Origin of the sequence: Asticcacaulis benevestitus DSM 16100 = ATCC BAA-896 (assembly GCF_000376105.1) — a bacterium.
Lineage (GTDB): Bacteria > Pseudomonadota > Alphaproteobacteria > Caulobacterales > Caulobacteraceae > Asticcacaulis > Asticcacaulis benevestitus.
Genome location: NZ_AQWM01000091.1, coordinates 1 through 1,640, shown reverse-complemented (window position 1 = coordinate 1,640; position 1,640 = coordinate 1). Strand labels below are relative to the sequence as shown.

At 55.6% G+C, this 1,640-nt stretch carries 1 protein-coding gene; it reads left to right on the top strand.

Annotation, left to right across the window (positions count from 1 at the left end; genetic code table 11):
* Window positions 1-1,640: hypothetical protein (locus tag B060_RS25870; protein WP_018084226.1), on the top strand; the 1,640-nt coding region annotated here is incomplete at both ends.

Genomic DNA, 1,640 nt, shown 5'->3' with positions numbered 1-1,640 from the left:
TCGCAGGAAAACAACACAAGCCGCCTTGGCCCTGGAGTTTATTATTGGGATTGGGATGGCGCTCTTCACCAGACGCCAGGCGCTCCGATCAGCACGGGCGAGGGTATTAGCGCGGGCGTAAAGCGGGGGTACATAAAAGACCCTGAGACGAGCTTTGGCAATATGATGGCGGTCCCGGTCAAGGCGTTCTCCGATACCTTCAACGACATCGTAATCAGGCGAAACCCGTTCCTGTCAGAAGAAGATAGGCGGGCTGAACTTTCTGCCCCGAATGAAATTGATAAAGCTTTGGCGGGCTACAAGGCTGATCGGAATGCATATGACGCCCGTTATGGAAATAACGGATGGGCGACCGGTGGCCGTCTTGCGGGCAACGTTGCGTTCACAGCTCCGCTGATGGGGGGCGCAGGCGCAGCGCTAGAGGCCGCTCCAGGAATGAGCTTTGTTGCTGGAACGGCAGGGAAGGGCGGTAACTTACTTTTGCGTGGCAGTTCATTGGCTACACGAGGTGCGCTTGAAGGCGCGGGTTCGTCTGCCATATTGTCTTCGCAGACCGATAAACCGCTGAGCGAGCAGTTAAAAGAGGGGGTTCTTATTGGCGCGGCCATTCCTCTTGTGGGAAACGCACTATATGGGGGCGGAAAGGCCGCAGTTGGCGGCATCCGAAACGCACTCATTGATCCGATCACCGAGGCGGGCCAAAACAAAATTGTCAACCGCTTCTTGCAAGAGCGTGCGGCGGGCGCGCCTGTGGCCATTGACTCAGTGTCGCCCATTCCCGGCGTTCAACGCACGACGGCGCAATCCGTTGTCGGCGGCAATTCTGGCCTGTCAGCTCTGGAGCGATCAACAAAGGCGACGAACACCGAATTTTCCAACCAGTTCGATTCCTTGATGAAGTCGAACAACGAGGCGCGGAAAGCTTATGTCTCCGATTTGGCGGGCACTAAGGACGATCTTGCGGCACTGACTCAGCAACGCGACGCAGCGGCAACCCCATTGCGCGAGGCTGCATTTCAGAATGTGAATGCCGCCGATCCCCAACCCGTCATCGCTGAAATCGACAAGATTTTACAAAGCCCTGCCGGTCAGTCCGATGCAGTTCAAGAGGCCCTTTCCGCCATAAAGAAGAAGTTGGCAAAGACGGATGCTGACGGAAAGATAAGCCTCCAGACAGACCCTGAACAGCTTTACGGCATCCGAAAGGCTATTGATACGTCGCTTTCGCCACTCGCTATAGGGACAACGGCAGATAAGCGTTTAGCCTCGGGGGAACTGATGCAAGTGAAATCCGCGCTTGATGATGCCATTGAAGAGTCTGCGCCAGGATTCGGCTCTTATCTCGCCAAATATGCCGAACTGTCAAAGCCTGTAAACGAAGCGCAATATCTCCAGTCTCTAAACCTTGTGGACAGCAACGGCCATATGACGCTTGGCAAAGTCGATAGCGCTCTGAAGGCCATCGAAAAGTTGCGCAGCAAGTCGGGCGTAAATCCCGCCAAGTCGATCAGCGACGACGCCATGGAGAAGCTTCGCTCTCTCCGCGATGATCTGCAAGCCGAAGGGCAATCAAATGCAGGTCGTGGCGCGGGTTCAGACACGGCGCAAAAGCTGGCAACGGCTGGAATGACGAAGGCTTT